Below are 15178 nucleotides of genomic sequence, written 5' to 3' on the forward strand. Positions count from 1 at the left end.
ATACGTGGTATTTTACGCTCCCTTGAGAAATTTTGGCTAGGCAACTAGCCGTTTGTTGAACGACCGTCAAAAACCATGTTAGTTCCCCTCTTCCGTACCTTATCGAAGCTGCCGCTGCCGGTCCTGCATGTCATGGGCGCCGCGCTGGGCTGGTTCGTGTATCTCGCTTCCCCTTCCTACCGCAAGCTGATGCGTACCAATCTGCGCGCGGCCGGCTTCGGCCAGCACTTGTCGTCCGCCATCGCCGAGTCCGGCAAGTCGATCATCGAACTGGCCTTCGTGTGGTGCGCGCCGCCCGACAAAGTGGCGCGCCTGGCGACCGACGAGAACTGGGACTATGTGCAGTCGGTCCTCGATGCCGGCCGCGGCATCGTGTTCCTCACGCCACACCTGGGCTGCTTCGAGATCACCGCCCAGCAGATCGCGCTGCGCACCAAGCTGACCGTGATGTACCGCCCGCCCAAGCAGGCCGCCTTGAAACCCTTGATCGAGGGCGCGCGCGCGCGCCACAACCTGCATCTGGCGCCGGCCAATCTGTCGGGCGTGCGGATCCTGGCCAAGTGCCTCAAGCGCGGCGAGCCGATCGGGGTGCTGCCGGACCAGGTACCGCAGGAGGGCGAAGGCGTCTGGGCGCCGTTTTTCGGACGCCCGGCCTATAGCATGACCTTGCCGGCCAAGCTGGCCCAGATGGGCAATGCCGAGATCATCCTGGTGTACGCCGAGCGGCGCCCGCGCGGCCAGGGTTTCATCGTGCGTTTCGTGCCGTTCGGCGAGAAACTCGACGGCAGCGCCGCCGCGCAGGCGAGCACCATCAACCGCGCCATGGAGCAGTTGATCGCGCGCTGCCCGGCCCAGTATTTCTGGAGTTATAACCGCTACAAGCAGCCCGGCGGCGTGGCCGCGCCCGACGCCCAGGAGAACCCATGAAGATCCTGCTGGGCCTGATGTGGCTGATGCACTGGTTGCCTCTGCCCCTGCTGGGGCGCATCGGCACGGGCGTGGGCAGCCTGCTGTTCATGGTGCTCAGGAAGCGCCGCCATATCGCGCTGACCAATCTGCGCATGTGCATGCCGGAACTCTCCGAGGCGCAGCGGGTGGTGCTGGCACGCCAGCATTTCCAGTCGTATTCGCGCAGCGTGTGGGAGCGCGCCATTCTGTGGTGGGCGCCGAAAGCGCGCCTGCGCCGCCTGATCCGGGTCGAGCCGGGTGTGCCGCTGGATCAGATCGCATCGCGCCCGACCATCTTGCTGTGCCCGCACTTCGTCTGCCTGGACGTGGCCGGCGTGGCGGTCATGCTGGAAATGAATTTGTGCTCGATGTATGTGCCGCAGAAAAATGTCGTCTTCGACGAGGTCTTGCGCAAGGGCCGCACCCGGTTTCGTCCGGTGCAATTGTTCTCACGTAAGGAGGGGGTCAAGCCGATCCTGCGCGCGATGCGCGAGCATCTGCCCTACTTCATGCTGCCGGATATGGATTTCGGCGACAAGGATGCCGCATTCGTGCCGTTTTTCGGCATCCCTGCCGCCACCCTGACCGCGCCCGGCCGCATTGCGGCGGCCACCGGGGCCCAGGTGATTCCGGTGGTGGCGACTTTCTTGCCTGATTACACGGGCTGGAAGGTGACGTTTTACCCGGCCTGGGAAAATTATCCGGGCGGCGACATGGCGGAATCGGCGCGCCGCATGAATGCCTTCATCGAGGAACGGGTGCGCGAGGCGCCGGCCGAGTATTTCTGGACGCACAAGCGCTTCAAGACCCGTCCGCCGGGCGCGCCTTCACCGTATGTGAAATAATCATCGCGCCAAGACCAGACTGACAATATGAAACTCAAATTTACCAAGATGCATGGCGCGGGCAACGATTTCATCGTGATCGATGCGATCAGCCAGCAAGTCGATTTCAGCCCCGCCCAGTGGCAACGCCTGGCGGACCGGCGTTTCGGCATCGGTGCCGACCAAATTCTTGTGGTGGAAAAACCACGGAACGCGGAATGCGATTTCCGTTATCGGATCTTTAACAACGATGGCGGCGAAGTCGAGCAGTGCGGCAACGGCGCGCGCGCCTTCGTCAAGTTCGTGACCGACAAGGGCATGACGCGCCAGACAAGTATCCGCGTGGAAACCATGAAGGGTGTCATCACCCCGCGCCTGGAAGCCGATGGCACGATCACGGTCGACATGGGTGCGCCGGTGCTGGAAACGGCCCAGGTGCCGTTTGACGCAGCCGGCCTGGGCGGCTGGGCCGAGGGACGCGACACCTTGTGGCCCTTGCCGATCAAGTATCAGGGCGGCAAGACCGTGTTTGTGTCGGTCGTGTCGATGGGCAATCCGCACGCGGTGCAGGTGGTGGACGATGTCGACCTGGCGCCCGTGCAAGAAACCGGGCCGCTGATCGAAGCGCATGTACGCTTTCCGAACAAGGTCAATGCGGGCTTCATGCAGGTGGTGGACCGCCATCATGTGCGGCTGCGTGTGTTTGAACGCGGCGCCGGCGAAACGCTGGCCTGCGGCACGGGTGCGTGCGCGGCCGTGGTGGCCGGGATCCGGCGCGGCCTGCTCGATTCGCCCGTGCGCGTCAGTGCGCGCGGCGGCCAATTGTCGATCGCCTGGGAAGGCGATGGCCAGCCGGTGATGCTCAGCGGACCGGCCGTGACGGTGTTCGACGGCGAAATCACGGTCTAGCTGCCCGCGTCAGCGCCTGCCGGTTCAGGCGGCCATGGCGTTAACTTCAGCGCCGTCATTCCTGCCACTGGCAGAAAAGACGGTTTTGAAGTTGGTGGTCAAAAAACCGCTTAACGAATGCCATTATGCTCAGGCGGCCATTTCGTAGGCTTCCACCTCGCCCTGCTCCGCATGCGCGTGCTCGGACTCCGGCACCAGCGTCTTGAGGCGGTACAAGCGCTGCCGGTAATTGCCCTCCGGGCCGCCCGGACCGCAATCGACGCCATCGAACAAGCGCACGATGCGGTCCAGCGCGTGGCGCTCGTGCATCGAATCGAGCACCACCAGGCGCCGTTTGCTGCGCCCGTAACTGCCGCGAATATCGACCACCAGGCAATGCCCCTGGTCGGCCGCCTTGACGTCGATCAGCAAGGCCTCGGCGCGCGTGAGCCCGAACAGGGCCGCCAGTTCCAGGCGCGCGGCCAGCAGCGGATGTGCGCTGCCCAGCCCGTACGCGCTCAGGGCCCCGGTTTCGGTATAGGCGGCGCCCTCGCAGCGCGGGGCGATCTTGTGCAGCGCCGTGGCCGCCTGCGGACAGCCTTGCAGCGCCGCCTTTTGCAGCCAGTACACGGCCCGCACATCGTTGTTTTCATTTTCGCGGCGCGCACGCCAGGCGCTGTTGCCGCATTCGAGCTGGGCGTCGCGGTAACCCATTTCGGCGGCGCGCTCCAGGTAGCGCTGGGCGTCGAGCACATTGCGCTGGGAAAATTCAGGCTTGATATAGATACGCGACAGCGCATACCAGGCTTCGGCCAACCCCTGGTTGCCGGCCAGGGTCAGCCAGCGAATCGCCTTCTTGAAGTTGGCCGACCCTTCGCCGACGGCGATGCGCTTGCCGTCGACCTGCATGCGCGCGCACCACAGTCCGACCGCCATCTGGGCGTGGGCGTCGTGCTCGGCCGCGGCCAGTTCGAAGAAACGGCGGATTTCCGCTTCGTCGGCAGCGCCGCCCTCCTCGCCCGCCACCGCGCCGGCGGCCAGCGCCCGCGCGCAGCGCGACAGCAGGGTGACGTCGGCCTGGCCGAGCTGGCCGGCCGAGCGTGGGCTGGCGCCCAGTTGGCGCACCAGCGCCCTGGCCAGCGGCAGCGCACGCGTGGCATAGGCATCGGTCAAGCCATCGTCCCAGTCGTGGTCGAGCTGCGAGAGCTGGGCCTGCGGCATGCCGCTGTCGGCGGCGCGCTGCAGCCAGCGCGGATCGGCCGCGCGCTGCGGCGGCGCGCCATCGGCCGGCGCCGGCGCTGCCGCGCGCACTGCCGGGGGCAGCGGCGCCGCTGCGGGCACGGCCAGCGTGTCGGCCAGGCGCCGGTGCTGCGACAGCAGCCACTGGGCCTCGGCCAGGCCGGCCGCCGCACCCGCCTCCAGCGCGGCGAACGCTTGCTCGCGCCGCTCGGGACCCGGCACCGCGCCGCCATGCCCGCCCAGGATCAGCTGGGCCAGCACCGGGCCGGCGCGCAGGTTGCCTTCGTCGAAGGCTTGCCCGAACCAGCACGCCACCGGACGCTGGCTCTGCACCGCGACATCGAACGGAATATGGGTGCCGATCAGCTGGCAGGCGGTGGCGCAGCCCTGCTGGGCGGCGCGGTCGAGCCAGTGCAGGGCCGTCGGCAAGCTTTTGGGCAAGCCCGCGCTGCCGAACAGATAGAGCGTGCCCAGTTCGAGCTGGGCCTGGGCGCGGCCGGCGCGCGCGCCACGGATGAGCGCTAGTTCTTCACGGTTTGCCATGGTTCATGCCATCACGTTGAGTGGAGGAGATCAATCCGCTGAGCCTGCTGCAGCCCGCATGGCACCGATTTGCTTGCCAATAGACAACATTTGACTGGCTGATGCGGGGGCAGCCGACGTTTTGAAGTCTACGTCAGGCAGGCGGTCCGGAGGCGGCTGATGGGCACTTCCTTGATTTCGCACAAAGCTTGTCAGTAAGAATATGTGGAATACCGCATGAAAGCTTTTCATTTAAATGCAGGCCCACTTGCCTGCATCAATACGCTGTGACGTTTCATAAAAACAACAACACCGTTGGAATGATTGGCTTTCAACCAATTCTACCCCTCATAATCAACCACGATGGTCGGCAAGGCATGGCCAAGCAATTAAGGTTTCTTAATCCGAGTGTTCAGGAATTGAAAACTCGACGCACTGTCGGATTCGACGGATTCACTTTTTAAGGACGTGTACATGAAAAAATCACTGGCCGCTCTGGCACTTCTCGGCGCAAGCGCCGGCTTTGCACAAGCCCAATCGTCTGTGGTCATCTACGGCACGGTTGATGCCGGCATGATCAAACGTACCGACCAATCGCTGGCCATCGGCAAGCGCGCTAATAACACGCTCGGTTTCAAAGGGGTCGAGGATCTCGGCAGCGGCTTGAAAGCCGTGTTCCAGATGGAAATTCGCTATGAACCGGACTCGGGCACCATCGAGCAGGGCGCCGGCGGCGTCCAGCGTCCCCTGTTCCAGGGTCAGAGCCGGGTCGGCCTGCAAGGCGGCTTCGGTATGGTGCGCATCGGACGCGGCCTGACCGCGTTCCAGGAAAGCAGCACCCAGTTCGAGCCGTTCCACGGCGTGCCGAGCCCTGCCGGTTTCCAGACCGACCTGATGGTCGCCGGCTACACCTCCGACCCGCTGGGCCTGGTGGGCAATTCGACCAACCGTTTCTCGAACGCCGTGTTCTATAACTCGAACCTGATCAATGGCTTCCAGATCAATGCCACGGTCGGCACCAAAGAAGCGAGCTCGGGTTCGGCAGCCATCGTCGGCCGCGGCAACCTGGCCAACCCGCAGTACCGCGCTGGCTCGGACGCGTCGGCCAATCCGTATTCGGTCTCGGCCACCTACACCGGTGCCGCCGGCTCGCTGATGCTGGCCGCCGAACGCAATGCGGTCGAATCGCGCCTGCTGTCGATCGCCGGCTACGTCATGGCCACGCCGCAACTGAAACTGATGGCGACCCGCGTCCAGCAAGACCGCGGCCACACCTTCTTTAACAGCGAAGAATCGCGTTCGTGGGTGGTCGGCGCCAATTACAAGATGGGTTCGAGCAAGATTCTCGCCGGTTACGGCCAGAAGAACCAGGGCGCGCTGAACCAGGGCATGCAGAAGACCAAGCAAATGTCGATCGGCTACGAGTACAGCCTGTCGCCACGCACCTATCTGTACGCCGATGCGTCCAACAAGAAAGGCCCGACCATTCCGTCGAGCATGAATATCTATGCACTGGGCGTGAATCACGCTTTCTGATGCTGGGTACGGCATGAAGCGCGCCGGACATCGGTCTGTCGAATAAAACAAGGGGCGGCGCTGGGTAACCAGCGGCGCCCCTTGTTGCATCCGCGATAAGCTGTGGTGTTTCAGATAAGACGATATTGACGTTTTTGCCTCGTCTGTGTCTTTTTCGCAACCAGTACTTGCGGGCGCTCCCGGCTTTCTGTACAAGGCTAAAAAACGATGGCATATTGGTTAAAACGAATTAGTACGCACGTTCGTTTTTAAATAAAATAATCTCCTGGAGACACAATGAAAACAAAATTAATCGCTGGTGTAATCGCTACCTGTTTCGCAGCCCCGGTCCTGGCCCAGTCCAGCGTGACCATTTACGGTATCGCCGACGCCGGTTTCATGAAAACCAAAGGTGAATCGGCCAAACTCGTCAGTGGCATCTCGGACGGTTCGCGCATCGGTTTCAAAGGTACCGAAGACATTGGCGGTGGTTACAAGGCCATCTTCAATCTGGAAGCGCGCGTCGAACTCGACACCGGTACCCAGAGTCCTGGCCTGGTGACCCCGAACCAAGGCTATTACCTGACCAAGGGCATGGATGCGTTCAAGAGCCCGGCCCTGGCTTCGACCCTGGCCAGCCTGCGCAGCGGCTTGCAGCCGGCGGTTGCCGTCAATTCCGAAAAAGCCCTGTTCGACCGCACCGCGATGGTCGGCCTGATCACGCCCGTGGGCGCCATCATGATCGGCCGCATGTACACCCCGGGCTATGAAGTGTTCGCCGCGGCTGACGCCTTCGAGACCGGCACCGGCGGCACCTGGGGCGGCATCACCGGCGGCACCGCCGGCTTTACCGCGCTGGGCGCGGACATCCGCTCGCAGAAATCGATCCAGTACCGCATCGCCACCCCGTCCGGTTTCGGCGGCTCGCTGATGTACGGCGCCAAGAATTCCGGTTACCTGGGCCGCTACAACAAGTTCATGGGCGGCGCGGTCACCTACAAGACCAGCATCTTCGACATCGGCGTCGGCCACAACCAGGGCGAAGACCTGCAAGGCCGCAAGAGCCTGACCACCACCACCGTGGGCGGTTCGGTCAAAGTCGGCGACTTCAAGTTGTTCGCCGGCTACCACGACCAGGTCAACCGCAATTCGGCCCTGCTGGCCGACTACCTGAACGTGTTCACCGGCTCGGTCGCGCCGGGCTTGCGCGCCGCTGGCGTTCCGGCTGCCAACATCGCCGCCCTGAACAAGATCTACGCCGACAACATCACCCGCAACAGCCAGGTCGATGCCAGCAGCTACCAGCTGGGCCTGCACTACCGCCTGGGCCAGGGCCGCCTGATGGCCTCGGCAGCGCGCCAGAACGACCGTACCGCGTCGAACAGCGATGCGACCCTGGTGGCGGTCGGTTACGACTACAACCTGTCGGCCCGTACCGACATCTACAGCGTGCTGTCGCACATCAAGAACCAGAACGACGGCCAGTACACGCCGGGCGCGGCCGGTTCGCCGGGCGGCTTCACCAAAGTCGCTGGCGAAGACAGCCACGCGATCCAGATCGGCGTGCGTCACCGCTTCTAAGCGCCGCGCTACGCAGCTGAGCAAAAAAGACGCCTGCGGGCGTCTTTTTTCATGGGCGCGCGCAAGCGGTCGGTTAGAATTGCGGGACCTTTTTCACCCGCACCAAGACTTCAAGCAAAGACTTCAATGACCGCCACACTGGACTCCACCGCCGTCGCCGACTACCTGGCCGACCATCCGCACTTTTTCCAGGAACACGTCAAGCTGCTGGGCGAGGTCAAGCTGTCCAGCCCCCTGACCGGCAAGGCCGTCTCGCTGCAGGAACGCCAGATGGAAGTGATGCGCGATAAATACAAGGCGCTCGAACTGCGCATGTCGGACCTGGTGCGCCTGGCCGAAGCGAACGCCGCCATCGCCAACAAGTTCCACGGCTGGACCCAGACCCTGCTCAAGACGCGCCACGACAGCGACATGCCGCGCGCCCTGGTCGAGGGCCTGGCCACCCATTTTGGCGTGCCCCAGGCCACCCTGCGCCTGTGGCAGCTGGCGCCGGCGCATGCGGGCAGCTGGTATGTCAACGGCGTGTCGGAAGATGCGCGCCTGTTCGCCAACAGCTTGCTGGCGCCCTACTGCGGCAGCAACCACGACTTCGAAGCGGTGCGCTGGCTGGCCGACGCCGGCGCCGTCCAATCGACCGTGATCTTGCCGCTGCGCAGCAACGGCAGCGCCTTCGGCCTCCTGATCCTCGGTTCCCCCGATCCGGAACGCTTCACCGCCAGCATGGGCACCGATTTCCTGGTCCACATCGGCGACACCGCCAGCGCGGCCCTGGCCGCCCTGCGTGCCTGAGATGGACAGCGGCGCCATGGAGCCGGACTGGGTCGAACGCTACCTGGCCCAGCTCGCAACCCAGCGCCAGCTCTCGCCGCACACCATCAGCGCTTACCGGCGCGACCTGCACCAGTTGCACCTGCTTGCCAAGGGCATGCCCTGGCAGCAGGTGCGCCAGGCCGACATCCGCCGCCTGACCTCGATCCTGCACGGGCAGCAACTCGGACCGCGCTCGATCGCCCGCAAGCTGTCGAGCTGGCGCGGCTTTTTCGGCTGGCTCTCGCACCAGGTGACGCTGGCGGCCAACCCCACCGACGGCGTGCGCGCACCCAAGCGTCCGCAGCCGCTGCCGAAGGCGCTGGCGGTGGACGATGCGGTGCAACTGGTATCGAGCGCCCCGCCCGGGCGCGCCACCCTGACCTGCGCCGAACTGTGCAACCGCGCCATGTTCGAGCTGCTCTATTCGAGCGGCTTGCGGGTGTCGGAACTGGCCGGGCTCGATGTGGCCTACAGCAAGGGCCGCGACGGCGAACCGGCCTCGCTCGGCTGGATCGACCTGGCCTCGGGCGACGTCTTGGTCACCGGCAAGGGCAACAAGATGCGCACGGTGCCGGTGGGCAGCCATGCGCGCAGCGCGCTGGCGGCCTGGCTGGCGGTGCGCCCGCCACCAAGCGACGGCAGCGGCGCCCTGTTCCTGTCCGAGCGCGGCACGCGCGTCTCGCCGCGCGTGGTGCAGCTGCGCCTGAAACAGCACGCGATCACGGCCGGCACCCCGGTGCACGTGCATCCGCACATGCTGCGCCACTCGTTCGCCTCGCACGTGCTGCAATCGTCGGGCGACCTGCGCGCCGTGCAGGACATGCTCGGCCACGCCAGCATCACCTCGACCCAGGTCTACACGGCGCTCGATTTCCAGCACCTGGCGGCCGTGTACGACCAGGCGCACCCGCGCGCCAAGGCCAAATAAGCACACCCGACCCCGTTTCCGTACCGCCTGCGACATGATCCGCATCAAGCGTTGTGGCGGTAGTTGGAAGCAAATTGGGAATTCCGGCATAATCGCTCGATTATTCGCCCGGTTCCGGGCGCCACACTGACTGATGACAACATGGCCCTGATACCCAGCACGATCCTGACCGGCTTCTTAGGCGCCGGCAAAACCACGCTCCTGAACCGCATCCTGCAGGAAGACCACGGGCTGAAAATTGCCGTCATCGAGAATGAATTCGGCCAGGAAAACATCGACAACGAGATCCTGGTGCAGGATAGCAGCGAGCAAATCGTCGAAATGAACAATGGCTGCATCTGCTGCACCGTGCGCGGCGACCTGATCGTGGCGCTGTCCGCGCTGGCCAGGAAGCGCGAAGCCGGCGAGCTGCATTTCGACCGCATCATCATCGAGACCACTGGCCTCGCCAATCCCGGTCCGGTGGCGCAAACCTTTTTCATGGACGAGGAAGTCGGCGTGCACTATATGTTGGATGCGGTGCTGACCGTGGTCGACGCGCGCCATGCCATGACCCAGCTCGACGAGTACGAGGAAGCCCAGCGCCAGGTCGGCTTTGCCGACAAGCTGCTGATCTCCAAGACCGACCTGGTCGAGCCGGCCCAGCTGGACGCGCTCAAGGCGCGCCTGATGCGCATCAACCCGCGCGCGCCGATCAGCCAGGTCGACTTTGGGCGCGCCCCGCTGGCCGAGGTGCTCGACATCCGCGGCTTCAACCTGAACGACAAGCTGGAAATCGACCCCGACTTCCTCAAGGCCGAGCAAGCGCACGAGCATGAGCACGAGCATGTGCACACCGACGCCTGCCGCCATGAGCACGGCCACGGCCACGATCACGGTCATAATCACCACCACGGCCACCACAGCGACGACATCGCCGCCTTCGTGTTCAAGAGCAAGCGTCCCTTCGATCCGGCCAAGCTGGACGAATTCCTGGCCAGCCTGGTCAATGTCTTCGGTCCGCGCATGCTGCGCTACAAGGGCGTGCTGCTGATGCAGGGCGCCGAGCGCAAGGTGGTTTTCCAGGGCGTGCACCAGATGATGGGCAGCGATCTGGGCGCAAAATGGGGTGAAAACGAAGAACGTGGCAGCAAAATGGTTTTTATTGGCAAAAATTTACCAAAAGATGTCTTTGTCAGCGGTTTGGAACAATGTTTGGTATAAACTATCCGGGTTTTAAGATGCCCGCTTTATCGCACCGGCAGTAAAAGTCATCCAGGTGCGGGAAGACACGAACAAGGCGGCAGTTCAGCAAGCCGTCAAGGTAGGCGCTTCGGGCGCAGGCATCGCCGCTTTACCGGTGCCTCGGCCGAGTTAGCTGATAAAATGAAAACCACTGTCGCATCGAAGGTAAGTAGTCATGACTAAAACAACTAAATCGACCCCCGCCGTCAATACAGAAGGCCATCTCATCTCCGAAGACGAAATTCGGGCCATGGGCGAGAAGGACTATATGAATCCGGCGCAGCTGGCGTTTTTCAAGGCCCGCCTGCAGCAGCTCGAAAAAGACTTGCTCAAGAATGCGGGCGAGACCACCGAGCACCTGCGCGAAACCGTGCTCGTGCCCGACCCGGCCGACCGTGCCACGATCGAAGAAGAACATGCGCTCGAACTGCGCACGCGCGACCGCGAGCGCAAGCTGCTCAAGAAGGTGCAGCAATCGATCGCCGCCATCGACGGTGGCGACTACGGCTGGTGCGAAGAAACGGGCGAGCCGATCGGCATTCCACGCCTGATCGCGCGCCCGACCGCTACCCTGTCGCTCGAAGCGCAGCAGCGGCGCGAGCTGAAACAAAAACTGTACGGCGATTGATCATCGCTGCACGCCACCTCCGAAGAAGCATGCGGGTTCGCCCCCGCATGCTTTTTTGTTTTGCCGCTCCCGCCAAACCGGCTCCAAGCTTGCCTATCGGATACACTATGCTTGGATGTCCAGGCCGCCAGGCGCGGCGGGAGGGTGGCGATGCGTGACGCCGTCCGGGTCGGCATGCTACCGTGCGGTGTAGTGCGGCTCAATGCCGCAGTGTGTTCAATCATGGCGCTTGCCGCGCTCGGGCGGCCGGCGCGGTGCGCAGTTTAGAACGAGACAGGGAACGACGTGGGTATCTTCTCCATCTTCAACAAGAAGAAAACTGATCAGCCGGGCACCAAGGCGGCGCCGGACTCGCGCCTGCGCGTCGGCGAACCGTCGCGCCTGGCGCAAGACACCGACGCCGACCGCGCGCGCCAGCGCGAAATCGCCCGCGCCACGGCCGCCAAGATCGATGCGATCGAGTCGGCCATGTCGAACGACATTTTCAACACGCCGGAACCGGCCTGGGGCAGCGGTCCGCGCAAGGCCAAGCCGCCCGTCGCCGACGGCGCCGCGAGCGACACCCTGCCGCTGCTGGAACTGGCCACCACCGAGTTGCTGGCCGACGAAGACTTGCCGGACGCGCCGGTGTCGCCCCAGACCGCGCCCGTCATCGAAGAAATCGCCATCATGTTCGCCAACGACCAGATGGCCGTGACCGAGCACATGCTGCTCGACAGCCTGGCCGAACTGGGCAAGGATGACCGCACCATCTGGTGGATGCTGTTCGACCTGTACCAGGTGGGCGGACGCCAGGACGACTTCGACAATATCGCTATCGATTACGCCAGCCAGTTCGAAACCTCGCCGCCCTCGTGGTCGCCGCCGCTGATGCCGCCCGGCATGGAAGAACGCACCTTTGCCGGCGTCACCCCGACCGAAGTGTTTTCCGGCGTGCTGGACGGCGAAGTCGCCCCGCGCCTGGAACGGCTGCTCCAGCGCGCCGGCGAAAATCCGGTGCTGCGCCTCGAATTTGCGCGCATCCAGACCGTGACCCCGGACGGCTGCGCCCTGCTGCTCGAAACCATCAACCGCCTGCGCGCCAGCGAACGCGAACTGATCGTGGCCGGCGCCGCCGAACTGGCCGAGCTGGTTCACTCGACCATCGAAATCGGCAAGCGCGACGCCAGCGAAGCGCCCTGGCTGCTGCTGCTGGCCCTGTTCCAGCTGCTCGACCGCGAAAAGGATTTCGAGGAAACGGCCATGGATTACTGCGTCACCTACGAGGTGTCGCCGCCCTCGTTCGAGCCGCCATCGAAGGTGGCCACCGCGGTCAGCATCCTGCATGCGCCGCCGGCCACCGAACGCTTCATGCTGCCGTCCGTCATCGAAGGCAGTGGCGCGGCCCTGTTCCAGGCCATCGATGCCTACGCCGCGGCCTGCGACGAAACCGTGCTGTTCGACTGCTCGCGCCTGGCGCGGGTCGACTATTCGGCCGCCGCCGCCCTGCTCAACCGCTTGCGCCCGATCGCGGCCGACAAAAAAGTCGAGCTGCGCGAATTGAACCATTTGGTCGCCGCGCTGTTCAAACTACTGGGCTTCACCGAAGTGGCCAAGCTGTTCCCGCACAAGTACTGACCCTCGCCGGCACCAGTGCGGGTGCCGGCCGCTATCTTGCAATTTCGATTAGCATCCCCATTTCTGGGATGCAAGCAGCCGGCCAGGCCCGGGAGTTTACTCCTGGCCTGGCGGCGGCTCACTAACTGAGAGGCAACGATAATGGAACAATTTCACGGCACCACCATCCTGTGCGTACGGCGCGGAAAGCAGGTCGCCATCGGCGGCGATGGCCAGGTCACACTCGGCAACATCGTCATGAAGGGCACCGCCCGCAAGGTACGCAAGCTGTACCAGGGCAAGGTGCTGTGCGGCTTCGCCGGCGGCACGGCCGACGCCTTCACGCTGCTCGACCGCTTCGAAGGCAAGCTCGAAAAGCACCAGGGCAACCTGCTGCGCGCCTCGGTGGAACTGGCCAAGGATTGGCGCACCGACCGCGTGCTGCGCCGCCTGGAAGCGATGCTGCTGGTGGCCGACCACGAATCGACCCTGGTCATCACCGGCAACGGCGACGTGCTCGAACCCGAGGACGGCGTGGGCGCCATCGGTTCCGGCGGCACCTATGCCCAGTCGGCCGCCAAGGCCCTGCAGGAAAATACCGACTTGTCGCCGGCCGAGATCGTGAAAAAATCGCTGACCATCGCCGGCCAGCTGTGCATCTATACCAATATGTCGCACATCATCGAAACACTCGATTAAGGGGAAGCACCATGCCAAGCACCATGAATATGACGCCCCGTGACATCGTTTCGGAACTCGACAAGCACGTGGTCGGCCAGGGCAAGGCCAAGCGCGCGGTCGCCATCGCCCTGCGCAACCGCTGGCGCCGCCAGCAGGTGGCCGAGCCGCTGCGCCACGAGATCACGCCCAAGAACATCCTGATGATCGGCCCCACGGGGGTGGGCAAGACCGAGATCGCACGGCGCCTGGCGCGGCTGGCCGACGCGCCCTTCATCAAGATCGAAGCGACCAAGTTCACCGAGGTCGGCTATGTGGGACGCGATGTCGACACCATCATCCGCGACCTGATCGACATCGGCATCAAGCAGACCCGCGCAAGCGAAATGAAAAAGGTGCGCCAGCGCGCCGAGGACGCGGCCGAAGACCGCATCATCGACATCCTGGTGCCGCCGGCGCGCGACTTCGGTTTCAACGTCACGCCGCCGGCTGCCGAGAACAAGGAAGGCGAAGGCACGCGCCAGACCTTCCGCAAGCGCTTGCGCGAAGGCGAGCTGGACGACCGCGAAATCGAACTGGAACTGGCCGAGGCCGGTCCGCAGATGGAAATCATGGCCCCGCCCGGCATGGAAGAAATGACCGAGCAGATCAAGTCCATGTTTTCCGGCATTGGCGCGGGGCGCAAGAAGCCGCGCAAGATCAAGATCCGCGAAGCGATGAAGCTGCTGATCGATGAAGAGGCGGCCAAGCTGGTCAACGATGACGAGCTCAAGCAAAAAGCGATCACCAACGTCGAGCAGAACGGCATCGTGTTTTTGGATGAGATCGACAAGATCGCCTCGCGCTCCGAAATGGGCGGGGCCGATGTGTCGCGCGCCGGCGTGCAGCGCGACCTGCTGCCGCTGGTCGAGGGCACCACGGTCAATACCAAGTACGGCATGATCCGCACCGATCATATCTTGTTCATCGCCTCGGGCGCATTCCACCTGGCCAAGCCATCGGATCTGATTCCCGAGCTGCAAGGGCGCTTTCCGATCCGGGTCGAGCTCGAATCGCTGTCGATTGCCGACTTTGAATGCATCCTGACCAGTACCGATGCCTGCCTGACCAAGCAGTACGAAGCGCTGCTGGCGACCGAGGACGTCAAGGTCGAATTCGCGCCGGGCGGCATCACGCGGCTGGCCGAGATTGCGTTTTCGGTCAACGAGCGCACCGAGAACATCGGCGCACGCCGCTTGTACACGGTGATGGAAAAGCTGCTGGAAGAAGTCTCGTTCAGCGCCAGCGAGACCGGCGGCAGCGTGGTGGCGATCGACGCCGCCTACGTCAACGAGCGCCTGGACAAACTGGCCGACAACGAAGACTTGTCGCGCTACGTCCTGTAAGGAGGCGCGCGATGGCAAACAAGGCACTGGCGACGCGGCAAAAGATGCGCATCACCGTCAAGCCGACGCAGCAGGTTGCCAAGGTGCGCAATCCGGTGGCCGTGGCAGCCAAGCTGCGCGCCGCCGGCCCGCATGCCAAGGGTCCTGCGCAAGAGCGCCAGGCGGCCAAGCGCGCGCTCAAGAAGGCCAAGCTGGTGCCGGAGGACGAATGAGCTGGAATTACCGGGTGATGAACAAGGCCGGGGAACTGGCGATTTATTCGGTGTATTACGACGAAGATGGGAAGGTGAAAGGCTACAGCGTCGACCCGGCATGTCCGCTCGGCGCGACACTGGAAGAATTGCAAAATTGTTGTGAAATATACCTGGAGGCCCTGACGCAGCCGGTGCTTGAGTACGAGGAATAATGGGCG

Annotated in this window: 15 protein-coding genes; 14 read left to right on the forward strand and 1 reads right to left on the reverse strand. The window is 63.8% G+C overall.

What is annotated here, in order from left to right:
* Positions 1-75: 75 nt before the first annotated feature.
* The 3 genes from F2P44_RS00910 to dapF are packed head-to-tail and all read left to right on the forward strand — an operon-like array spanning position 76 to position 2681.
* Positions 76-927 (forward strand): lysophospholipid acyltransferase family protein, encoded by an 852-nt coding sequence (locus F2P44_RS00910; protein ID WP_167084169.1) that lies wholly within the window; start codon positions 76-78, stop codon positions 925-927.
* Positions 924-1793: an LpxL/LpxP family acyltransferase gene (locus F2P44_RS00915; RefSeq protein ID WP_167084171.1), complete on the forward strand. Its 870-nt coding sequence runs from the start codon at positions 924-926 to the stop codon at positions 1791-1793. The genes F2P44_RS00910 and F2P44_RS00915 overlap by 4 nt, the downstream gene beginning before the upstream one ends.
* A 27-nt stretch (positions 1794-1820) precedes the next feature.
* Positions 1821-2681 carry a diaminopimelate epimerase gene (gene dapF, locus F2P44_RS00920; protein WP_167084173.1) on the forward strand — a complete coding sequence of 287 codons (861 nt, stop codon included), beginning with the start codon at positions 1821-1823 and terminating at the stop codon, positions 2679-2681.
* A gap of 129 nt (positions 2682-2810) precedes the next feature.
* On the opposite strand, the gene F2P44_RS00925 is transcribed toward dapF, so the two are convergent.
* Positions 2811-4442 carry a tetratricopeptide repeat protein gene (locus F2P44_RS00925; protein ID WP_167084175.1) on the reverse strand — a complete coding sequence of 544 codons (1632 nt, stop codon included), beginning with the start codon at positions 4440-4442 and terminating at the stop codon, positions 2811-2813.
* Positions 4443-4895: 453 nt separating this feature from the next.
* Between F2P44_RS00925 and F2P44_RS00930 the strand changes: the two genes are divergently transcribed.
* The 11 genes from F2P44_RS00930 to F2P44_RS00980 all read left to right on the forward strand — a co-directional run bounded on the left by F2P44_RS00930 (position 4896) and on the right by F2P44_RS00980 (position 15172).
* Positions 4896-5957, forward strand: a complete 1062-nt coding sequence (locus F2P44_RS00930; RefSeq protein ID WP_167084177.1) for a porin — start codon at positions 4896-4898, stop codon at positions 5955-5957.
* A gap of 276 nt (positions 5958-6233) precedes the next feature.
* Positions 6234-7517, forward strand: coding sequence for a porin (locus tag F2P44_RS00935; protein WP_167084179.1), 1284 nt, complete (start codon positions 6234-6236; stop codon positions 7515-7517).
* 126 nt (positions 7518-7643) lie between these two features.
* Complete coding sequence (locus tag F2P44_RS00940) at positions 7644-8306, forward strand: DUF484 family protein (RefSeq protein ID WP_167084181.1); 663 nt, start codon at positions 7644-7646, stop codon at positions 8304-8306.
* Between the two features lies 1 nt (position 8307).
* Positions 8308-9255, forward strand: coding sequence for a tyrosine recombinase XerC (locus F2P44_RS00945; protein WP_167084639.1), 948 nt, complete (start codon positions 8308-8310; stop codon positions 9253-9255).
* A gap of 141 nt (positions 9256-9396) precedes the next feature.
* Positions 9397-10458: a CobW family GTP-binding protein gene (locus F2P44_RS00950; RefSeq protein WP_167084182.1), complete on the forward strand. Its 1062-nt coding sequence runs from the start codon at positions 9397-9399 to the stop codon at positions 10456-10458.
* A 196-nt stretch (positions 10459-10654) separates the two neighbouring features.
* A complete protein-coding gene (gene dksA, locus F2P44_RS00955; RefSeq protein WP_054265697.1) occupies positions 10655-11107 on the forward strand; it encodes an RNA polymerase-binding protein DksA in 453 nt (150 codons plus the stop codon).
* Between the two features lie 285 nt (positions 11108-11392).
* A complete protein-coding gene (locus F2P44_RS00960; protein ID WP_167084184.1) occupies positions 11393-12724 on the forward strand; it encodes an STAS domain-containing protein in 1332 nt (443 codons plus the stop codon).
* Between the two features lie 141 nt (positions 12725-12865).
* Entirely contained in the window at positions 12866-13402 is a 537-nt protein-coding gene (gene hslV, locus F2P44_RS00965) for an ATP-dependent protease subunit HslV (RefSeq protein ID WP_099873691.1), read from the forward strand.
* A gap of 23 nt (positions 13403-13425) precedes the next feature.
* The gene (gene hslU / locus F2P44_RS00970; protein ID WP_187363208.1) at positions 13426-14766 is read left to right on the forward strand and encodes an ATP-dependent protease ATPase subunit HslU; all 1341 of its coding nucleotides are present in this window, start codon (positions 13426-13428) and stop codon (positions 14764-14766) included.
* Positions 14767-14777: 11 nt separating this feature from the next.
* Complete coding sequence (locus tag F2P44_RS00975) at positions 14778-14978, forward strand: hypothetical protein (RefSeq protein WP_166881217.1); 201 nt, start codon at positions 14778-14780, stop codon at positions 14976-14978.
* Entirely contained in the window at positions 14975-15172 is a 198-nt protein-coding gene (locus F2P44_RS00980) for a hypothetical protein (protein ID WP_167084186.1), read from the forward strand. Before F2P44_RS00975 ends, F2P44_RS00980 begins: the two co-directional genes overlap by 4 nt.
* Positions 15173-15178 lie beyond the last annotated feature (6 nt).

Origin of the sequence: Massilia frigida (assembly GCF_011682175.1) — a bacterium.
In the GTDB taxonomy this organism is placed as follows: domain Bacteria; phylum Pseudomonadota; class Gammaproteobacteria; order Burkholderiales; family Burkholderiaceae_D; genus Telluria_A; species Telluria_A frigida.

Bases quoted from the DNA above. Each gene is read 5' to 3' on its own strand.
- F2P44_RS00910 (WP_167084169.1), top strand. From the start codon at position 76: ATGTTAGTTCCCCTCTTCCGTACCTTATCGAAGCTGCCGCTGCCGGTC.
- F2P44_RS00915 (WP_167084171.1), top strand. From the start codon at position 924: ATGAAGATCCTGCTGGGCCTGATGTGGCTGATGCACTGGTTGCCTCTG.
- dapF (WP_167084173.1), top strand. From the start codon at position 1,821: ATGAAACTCAAATTTACCAAGATGCATGGCGCGGGCAACGATTTCATC.
- F2P44_RS00925 (WP_167084175.1), bottom strand. From the start codon at position 4,442: ATGGCAAACCGTGAAGAACTAGCGCTCATCCGTGGCGCGCGCGCCGGC.
- F2P44_RS00930 (WP_167084177.1), top strand. From the start codon at position 4,896: ATGAAAAAATCACTGGCCGCTCTGGCACTTCTCGGCGCAAGCGCCGGC.
- F2P44_RS00935 (WP_167084179.1), top strand. From the start codon at position 6,234: ATGAAAACAAAATTAATCGCTGGTGTAATCGCTACCTGTTTCGCAGCC.
- F2P44_RS00940 (WP_167084181.1), top strand. From the start codon at position 7,644: ATGACCGCCACACTGGACTCCACCGCCGTCGCCGACTACCTGGCCGAC.
- F2P44_RS00945 (WP_167084639.1), top strand. From the start codon at position 8,308: ATGGACAGCGGCGCCATGGAGCCGGACTGGGTCGAACGCTACCTGGCC.
- F2P44_RS00950 (WP_167084182.1), top strand. From the start codon at position 9,397: ATGGCCCTGATACCCAGCACGATCCTGACCGGCTTCTTAGGCGCCGGC.
- dksA (WP_054265697.1), top strand. From the start codon at position 10,655: ATGACTAAAACAACTAAATCGACCCCCGCCGTCAATACAGAAGGCCAT.
- hslV (WP_099873691.1), top strand. From the start codon at position 12,866: ATGGAACAATTTCACGGCACCACCATCCTGTGCGTACGGCGCGGAAAG.
- hslU (WP_187363208.1), top strand. From the start codon at position 13,426: ATGAATATGACGCCCCGTGACATCGTTTCGGAACTCGACAAGCACGTG.
- F2P44_RS00975 (WP_166881217.1), top strand. From the start codon at position 14,778: ATGGCAAACAAGGCACTGGCGACGCGGCAAAAGATGCGCATCACCGTC.
- F2P44_RS00980 (WP_167084186.1), top strand. From the start codon at position 14,975: ATGAGCTGGAATTACCGGGTGATGAACAAGGCCGGGGAACTGGCGATT.